9 protein-coding genes are annotated in these 7,604 nt (G+C 69.4%); all 9 read left to right on the forward strand.

Features of this window, described 5'->3' with window-relative positions; all coding sequences use genetic code 11:
- The first annotated feature begins 35 nt into the window (after positions 1–35).
- On the forward strand, positions 36–602 hold the full coding sequence (purN, locus tag SAZ01S_RS15350; protein WP_084583161.1) for a phosphoribosylglycinamide formyltransferase: 567 nt from the start codon (positions 36–38) through the stop codon (positions 600–602).
- Positions 603–672: 70 nt separating this feature from the next.
- Complete coding sequence (locus tag SAZ01S_RS15355; protein WP_084583162.1) at positions 673–870, forward strand: hypothetical protein; 198 nt, start codon at positions 673–675, stop codon at positions 868–870.
- Positions 871–911: 41 nt separating this feature from the next.
- The gene (locus SAZ01S_RS15360) at positions 912–1,604 is read left to right on the forward strand and encodes an endonuclease/exonuclease/phosphatase family protein (RefSeq protein WP_084583154.1); all 693 of its coding nucleotides are present in this window, start codon (positions 912–914) and stop codon (positions 1,602–1,604) included.
- A complete protein-coding gene (locus SAZ01S_RS15365) occupies positions 1,604–3,880 on the forward strand; it encodes a patatin-like protein (RefSeq protein WP_084583155.1) in 2,277 nt (758 codons plus the stop codon). The genes SAZ01S_RS15360 and SAZ01S_RS15365 overlap by 1 nt, the downstream gene beginning before the upstream one ends.
- A 63-nt stretch (positions 3,881–3,943) precedes the next feature.
- The gene (locus SAZ01S_RS15370; RefSeq protein ID WP_084583156.1) at positions 3,944–4,267 is read left to right on the forward strand and encodes a lipopolysaccharide assembly protein LapA domain-containing protein; all 324 of its coding nucleotides are present in this window, start codon (positions 3,944–3,946) and stop codon (positions 4,265–4,267) included.
- On the forward strand, positions 4,264–4,938 hold the full coding sequence (gene pyrF, locus SAZ01S_RS15375) for an orotidine-5'-phosphate decarboxylase (RefSeq protein WP_084583157.1): 675 nt from the start codon (positions 4,264–4,266) through the stop codon (positions 4,936–4,938). Before SAZ01S_RS15370 ends, pyrF begins: the two co-directional genes overlap by 4 nt.
- 170 nt (positions 4,939–5,108) lie before the next feature.
- Positions 5,109–5,615: a GNAT family N-acetyltransferase gene (locus tag SAZ01S_RS15380; protein WP_084583158.1), complete on the forward strand. Its 507-nt coding sequence runs from the start codon at positions 5,109–5,111 to the stop codon at positions 5,613–5,615.
- Between the two features lie 16 nt (positions 5,616–5,631).
- Positions 5,632–6,270 carry a phosphoribosylanthranilate isomerase gene (locus SAZ01S_RS15385; protein WP_084583159.1) on the forward strand — a complete coding sequence of 213 codons (639 nt, stop codon included), beginning with the start codon at positions 5,632–5,634 and terminating at the stop codon, positions 6,268–6,270.
- A complete protein-coding gene (trpB, locus tag SAZ01S_RS15390; RefSeq protein WP_084583160.1) occupies positions 6,267–7,496 on the forward strand; it encodes a tryptophan synthase subunit beta in 1,230 nt (409 codons plus the stop codon). Before SAZ01S_RS15385 ends, trpB begins: the two co-directional genes overlap by 4 nt.
- Positions 7,497–7,604 lie beyond the last annotated feature (108 nt).

Raw genomic sequence — 7,604 nt, forward strand, 5'->3', positions numbered from 1 at the left:
CCCCTAACCCCTCCCGCAAGCGGGAGGGGGAATTGGTGAAGAAGCGACTCGGCATCCTGATCTCGGGCCGCGGATCGAACATGGCGTCGCTGGTCGAGGCCGCCGCGGCGCCGGACTGCCCCTATACGGTCGCGCTCGTCGCCAGCGACAAGCCGGAGGCGGCCGGGCTCGCCTGGGCCGCCAAGCGCGGCGTGCCGACCTTCGCGCAGAGCCCCAAGGGCATGCCCAAGGCCGAGTATGAGGCGAAGATCGACGCCGCGTTGCGCGAGGCCGGCGTCGAGGCGATCGCGCTTGCCGGCTATATGCGGCTGCTGTCCGACGATTTCGTCGCGCGCTGGCGCGGGCGGATCGTCAACATCCATCCCTCGCTGCTGCCCAAATACAAGGGCCTCGACACCCACGCCCGTGCCATCGAGGCGGGCGATGCCGAAGCGGGCGCTTCGGTCCACATCGTTACCGAGGAACTCGATGGCGGCGAAGTGCTCGGCCAGGCCCGCGTGGCGATCCTGCCCGACGACACCGCCGACAGCCTTGCTGCCCGCGTGCTGGCCGAGGAACACAAGCTCTACGCCAAAACGCTCGCCGACTGGCTCCGCGGCTGAGAATCCGCGGATATTTGGCCGTCATCCCGCGTTCATCCCCGTCAATACCGAACAAGGGGAAATGACCGACATGGCCAAGGACTCGGCGCTGACGCCGGAGGAAGAAGGCGGGATCGCCACCGCCGAACTCGGGCTGGTGCTGCTCGACGGCCCGAACGGCGTCGCGGTCGCGATGACGCCCGAGGCCGCCGAGGCCACCGGTCGCAGCCTGCTCGCCGCAGCGGAAGCGGCGGCAGGCCAGCGCGCGCGGGGCGAAACGGGTTATTGAGACTTGTGCTGCCATAGTGCCCGCGCCGATAAGGGGCGCGGATGATCAAGGTCGCCAGCTATAACATGCGGAAGTCGATCGGCACCGACCGACGACGCCGACCGGAGAGGACGCTCGAGGTACTGCTCGAGGTCGACGCCGATGTGATCGCCTTGCAGGAGGCGGATCGCCGCTTCGGTGCGCGAGAGGCCGTGCTCACCCAAAGCCTGCTCGCCGAACACAGCCCGTGGAAGCCGGTGCAGTTCGGCATGCGCGCGCGCTCGATGGGCTGGCACGGCAATGCGCTGCTGGTCCGCAAGGACGCCGAGATCCTCGGCTGCGCGGCGCTGCATCTGCCGACGTTGGAACCGCGCGGCGCGGTGATGGCCGATCTCCGCATCCAGGGGCAGCCGCTCCGCGTCCTCGGCATGCATCTCGACCTGTCCGGCCTGTGGCGCCGGCGCCAGGCGCATGCGATCCTCACCCAGTTGGCCGAGCTTCCGCCGATGCCGACGGTGATGATGGGCGACCTCAACGAATGGAGCGCCGATCGCGGCTGCCTGCGCGATTTCGCCCAGCATTTCGCCTTCGCCGCCACCGGCAAGAGCTTCCACGCCCGCCGCCCAATGGCGCGACTCGACCGGATCATGGCCTCGCCCGAGCTGGCGTTCGGCGAAGCTGGCGTACATTACAGCCTGGCGGCGCGCACCGCCTCGGACCACCTCCCCGTCTGGGCAGAGGTGCGGCACCGCTGATGCAGGAGACGCAGGAGAAGGAACTGCGGCTGGCGCTGGTCTGCTATGGCGGGATCAGCCTGGCGGTCTACATGCACGGCATCACCAAGGAGGTGTGGCACCTCGCCCGCGCGAGCTGTGCCGAGCGTGAGGGCACCCCGCTCCACAGCGTCTATCGCGACCTGATCGAGGAGATCCGCGACCGCAGCGGGCTCAACCTGCGCGTGCTGGTCGACATCCTATCGGGCGCCAGCGCCGGCGGGATTAACGCGGTGTTCCTCGCGCAGGCGATCGCCACCGGCCAGTCGCTCGACCCGCTGACCGCGATGTGGCTCGACCATGCCGATGTCGACGCGCTGCTCGCCCCCAGCCAGGGCCCGTCGCATCGCTTCGCCAAGATCTGGGCCAAGCCGATCGCCTGGATGCTCTCCAACCGCGAGCATGGGGTGGAGGAAACGGTGGAGGCCGGATCGCGGGCGGAGGTGCGCGAGAAGCTCGAGCGTTTCGTGCGCTCACGCTGGTTCGAGCCGCCCTTCGGGGGCGAGCAACTGCTCAAGACGCTGCTCGCCGCCTTCGACAAGATGGCGCGGGGGCCCGCCGAGCGCCGACTGCTGCCCGAGGGCCAGCCGCTCGACCTGTTCGTCACCGCCACCGATTTCCGCGGCCATGCCGAAACGCTGCGGCTCAACACGCCGCCCGAGGTGGTGGAGACCGAGCATCGCCTCGTCTTCAGCTTCACCGATCACGGTCGCGGCACCGGCATCGCCCATCCTGCCGCCTTGGGCTTCGCCGCGCGCGCGACCTCCAGCTTCCCCGGCGCCTTCCCGCCGCTGATGGTGGAAGAGCTCGACAAGGTCCTCGCCGATCGCGGCGAGACCTGGGCGGGCCGCGACGCCTTCCTCCAGCGCGCGCTGCCCGAGCAATGGGCCGAGAGCCGCGCCGAAAAAGCCGTGTTGATAGACGGTTCGGTGCTCGCCAACGCGCCGTTCGGCCCGGCAATGGAGGCGCTGCGCGAGCGCCCTGCCCGCCGCCAGGTCGATCGCCGCTTCGTCTTCCTCGATCCCACCCCGGACATGCGGTTCGGCTTCTATGGGCCGCGTCGCGAGCGCCCGGGCTTCTTCTCGACGCTGATCGGCGCGCTGTCCGAACTGCCGCGCAAACAGCCGATCCGCGACAATCTCGACGCGATCGCCGCCCGCTCGGACCGGATCGAGCGGATGCTCGCGATCGTCTCCGAAATTCGTGCCGAGGTGGAGGCGCAGGTCGAGTCGCTGTTCGGCTATACGCTGTGGCTCGACTACCCGACCCCCAAGCGGCTCGCCGGATGGCGCAAGCGCGCGCAGGTCGCCGCCGCGGCGAAGGCCGGGTATGGCCATACCGCCTATGCGCTGCTCAAGGTCGATGGCGCGATCGACCGCACCGCGCGGCTGCTCCAGGCGCTCGCCGGCCAGCAGGACGGATCGCGGCTCCGCTCGCTCGGACGCCGGCTACGCGAAACGGTCCGCACACGAGGCGCCGACCGGTTCGGCGCGTCGTTGCCCGGCGGGGCCTCGCCCGAAGCGCTCGACTTCCTGCGCGGGCACGATCTCGGCTTCCGCATCCGGCGCCTGCGGCTGCTTGCGCGGCGCCTAGCCGAACTGGAACAGTCCGCCCCGCGCGGCGCGATGCGGCCGATGCGCGATGCGATCTACGGCGCGCTCGCGGCCTATCTGGAGCTGAAGCGCTCGGACACCTTCGCCGATCTCCAGGACCGGCTGGCGGGCGATCCCGGCACGGTGCTGGACACCCTCGCCGAGCGGATGCAGCTCCGCGCGCTCGACCGCCAGACCGACGAGGTGCTCTCCGCCGGGTTCAGCGCGCTGTCGAAGGAGCTGCGGCGGCCGATGCTGCTCGCCTATCTCGGCTTCCCCTTCTTCGACATTGCCACACTGCCGCTGCTCCAGGGCGAGGGCATGGACGAGTTCGATCCCATCCGCGTCGACCGCATCTCGCCCGAGGACGCCAAGGCGATCCGCACCGGCGGTGTCGCGGCGATGCTGAAGGGTAACCAGTTCAACAATTTCGGCGCGTTCTTCAGTCGCGCCTACCGCGAGAACGACTATCTCTGGGGCCGCCTCAACGGTGCCGACCGGCTGATCGACATCGTGCTGTCCACGCTCGACAAGGCGGCCCGGCCCGATGCCGAGCATGTCGCCGCGTTGAAGCGCCGCGCCTTCCACGCGATCCTCGACGAGGAGGCGCCTGCCCTCACCGCCATTCCCGGCCTGATCGCCGAACTGCGCAGCGAAATCGGCTGAGCCTTGGCAAGCGGGGCCGCTCGGGCCTAGAAGGCGCCCAGGGTTTGCCAGGAAGGGAGCGGAATGCGGTTTCTGAAGGTGCTGTTGTGGCTCCTGCTCGGCGGCGTGATCGCCGGGTTCGTGATCTACAATGGCGAGCAGCGCGTGAGCATCCAGCTCTGGGGCGGTCTCGTCGCCGATATCAGCCTGCCGCTGTTGCTGATCCTCGTGTTCCTCGCCGGGTTCCTGCCGATGCTGGTCGCCTATCAGACGCTGCGCTGGCGGATGCGGCAGCGCTTTGCGGGGCTTGAGCGCGCGCTCGCCGATCTGCGGACGATTCCTGCCACCCCGGCAGCGCGCTTCGAGCCGCAGGCCGAAGCGACCGCCGCGCAGGAGCCGCATGCATGAGCAGCCGCATCTATGTCGCGCTCGACACGACCGAGCTGGAAAAGGCCAAGGCGCTCGCCCAGAAGGTCCGCCACCATGTCGGCGGGATCAAGCTGGGCCTCGAATTCTTCATGGCGAACGGCCGCCACGGCGTGCACGAGATGGCCGAGATCGGCGTGCCGATCTTCCTCGACCTCAAATTTCACGACATCCCCAACACCGTCGCCAAGGCGATCCAGGCGCTGCGGCCGCTCAACCCGGCGATCCTCACCGTCCATGCCGCCGGCGGCCGGGCGATGCTGGAGGATGCCAAGGCGGCGGCGCCCGAGGGGACCAAGGTCGTCGCGGTGACGATGCTGACCAGCCTCGACGGCAACGACATGACCTCGATCGGCCTCCAGCCCGATCCGCACGCGCAGGTGCTGCGGCTGGCGGAGCTGGCGCGCTCGGCCGGTGTCGACGGCATCGTCTGCTCGGGCGAGGAAGTGAAGGCGGCGCATGCGGCCTGGAAGGACGGTTTCTTTGTCGTGCCCGGCGTGCGTCCCGCAGACGCGCATGTCGGCGACCAGAAGCGGGTGGTCACGCCGCGCGCCGCCGTGGATGCCGGCGCCTCCATCCTCGTGATCGGGCGGCCGATCACCGAGGCCGAGGATCCTGACGCGGCAGCGCGGGCGATCGCGGCGACGTTGTAGAGCGAAACCTAGTCCCCCTCACCCTTCCCATCGCTGTCGCGATGGGCCCCTTCCCTCTCCCACAAGGGGAGAGGGAGTTTCGATCCCCGCTCCCTCTCCCCTTGTGGGAGAGGGAGGGAGCCGCGAAGCGGCGGAAGGGTGAGGGGGAAAGCGGCCAAGCATCGGAACCCATGCCCCTCATCCTCCGCCCCGCCACTCCTGCCGACCTCCCCGCGATCCACCCGGTGATCGAACGCGCCTATCGCGGCGAGACCGCCCGCCAGGGCTGGACGCACGAGGCGGACCTGATCGAGGGCCCACGCACCAATATCGAGACTCTGACCGCCATCGTCGAAGACCCGGCGCAGGTGCTGCTCGGCGCCTGGGAGGACGACACCGCGATCGGCTGCGTGAACGTCGCGAACCGGGGCCATGGCACTGCTTATCTTGGCCTGCTCTGCATCGATCCGCTGCGCCAGGCGGGCGGGCTTGGCCGCCAGCTTATCGCCGCCGCCGAGGCGCATGCCCGCGACGCCTTCGGCTGCACGCGGATGGAGATGACGGTGATCGAAGAACGCCGCAAGCTGATCGACTATTATGTCCGCCGCGGCTATGCCGAGACCGGCGAACGCCGCGACTTCCCGATCGCGCTCGATCCGCCGCTGTTCATGACGGTGCTGGCCAAGCCGCTGGTCTAGCGCCTAGAGGGCGTCGATGCCCGCAACTGCCAAAATCTGTGGCCTGTCCACCCCCGAGACGCTCGATGCCGCCGTCGCAGGCGGCGCCAACCATATCGGCTTCGTCTTCTTCCCGCCAAGCCCGCGGCACCTGAGCTTCGACAAAGCGCAGGGACTGGCCGCGCGCGTGCCCGGGCATGTCGCGCGCGTCGGCGTGTTCGTCGATCCGGACGACGCACTGCTCGACGCCGCGATTGCCGCCGGGCGCCTCGACGTGATCCAGCTCCACAAGGTCACACCGGAGCGCACCGCCGCGGTGAAGGCACGTACCCGCCTCGAAACCTGGGCCGCGCTCGCGGTGAAGACCCTCGCCGATCTCGTCCCCGCCGCTGCCTTCCGCGGCGCCGCCGACCGGCTGCTCTACGACGCCAAGGCACCCGAGGGCGCCAAGGTGCCCGGCGGCACCGGGCTGCGCTTCGACTGGACCCTGCTAGACGGCTTCCTGCATCCCCTGCCCTGGATCCTCTCCGGCGGGCTCGACGCCGGGAATGTCAGCGAGGCGATCCGCGTCACCGGTGCCCGCCTGGTGGATGTCTCTTCGGGCATCGAGGCCGCGCCGGGCATCAAGGATGTGGACAAGATCGCCGCTTTCCTTAAAGCCGTGGCCCGATCATGAACGCACCAAACTCCTTCCGCGCCCAGCCCGACGACCGCGGGCATTTCGGCCAGTTCGGCGGACGCTTCGTCGCCGAGACGCTGATGCCGCTGATCCTCGACCTGGAGCGCGAATACACCGCCGCCAAGGCCGATCCCGCCTTCCAGGCCGAGTTCGACGACCTGCTCGAACATTATGTCGGCCGCCCCAGCCCGCTCTACTACGCCGAGCGGCTGACCGACGCCCTGCGCGAGAACGCACCGGAGGGCATGGGCGCCGAGATCTGGTTCAAGCGCGACGAGCTCAACCATACCGGCGCGCACAAGATCAACAATTGCATCGGCCAGATCCTGCTCGCCCGCCGGATGGGCAAGACGCGGATCATCGCCGAGACCGGTGCCGGCCAGCACGGCGTGGCGACCGCCACCGTCTGCGCGCGCTTCGGCCTGCCCTGCGTGATCTACATGGGTGCGACCGACGTGGCGCGGCAGCAGCCCAACGTGTTCCGCATGAAGCTGCTCGGTGCCGAAGTGGTGCCGGTGACCAGCGGCGCGGCGACGCTCAAGGACGCGATGAACGAGGGCCTGCGCGACTGGGTCGCCAATGTCCACGACACCTTCTACATCATCGGCACCGCCGCCGGCCCGCACCCCTATCCGGAGCTGGTCCGGGACTTCCAGTCGGTGATCGGCCGCGAGGCGCGCGAACAGATGCTCAAGCGCACCGGCAAGCTGCCCGACCTGCTGGTCGCCGCGATCGGCGGCGGGTCGAACGCGATCGGCCTGTTCCATCCGTTCCTCGACGATGCCGACGTTAAGATGCTCGGCGTCGAGGCGGCGGGCGAAGGGCTCGACAAGCGCCATGCCGCCAGCCTCGCCGGCGGCGCGCCGGGTATCCTCCACGGCAACCGCACTTATCTGCTGCAGGACGAGGACGGCCAGATCACCGAGGCGCACTCGATCTCGGCGGGTCTCGACTATCCGGGCATCGGGCCGGAGCACGCCTGGCTGCGCGACATCGGCCGCGTCGAATACACGGCGGTGACCGACACCGAGGCGCTCGACGCCTTCCAGCTGCTCTGCCGCACCGAGGGCATCATCCCCGCGCTCGAGCCGAGCCATGCCATCGCCGCGGTGGCCAAGGTCGCCCGCACCATGCCGCGCGACAAGGTGATCCTCGCCAACCTCTGCGGTCGCGGCGACAAGGACATCTTCACGGTGGCCGATGCGCTGGGAGTGCAGATGTGATGACCAAGCGCTACCAGCCTGCGCTCCCCTCCCGCTTGCGGGAGGGGTCGGGGGAGGGCCTGACCAGCCTCGACTCGAACTGCCATCCCCCCCCCCCCCCCCCCCCCC

Source organism: Sphingomonas azotifigens NBRC 15497 (genome assembly GCF_002091475.1).
Classification (GTDB): Bacteria; Pseudomonadota; Alphaproteobacteria; order Sphingomonadales; family Sphingomonadaceae; genus Sphingomonas; species Sphingomonas azotifigens.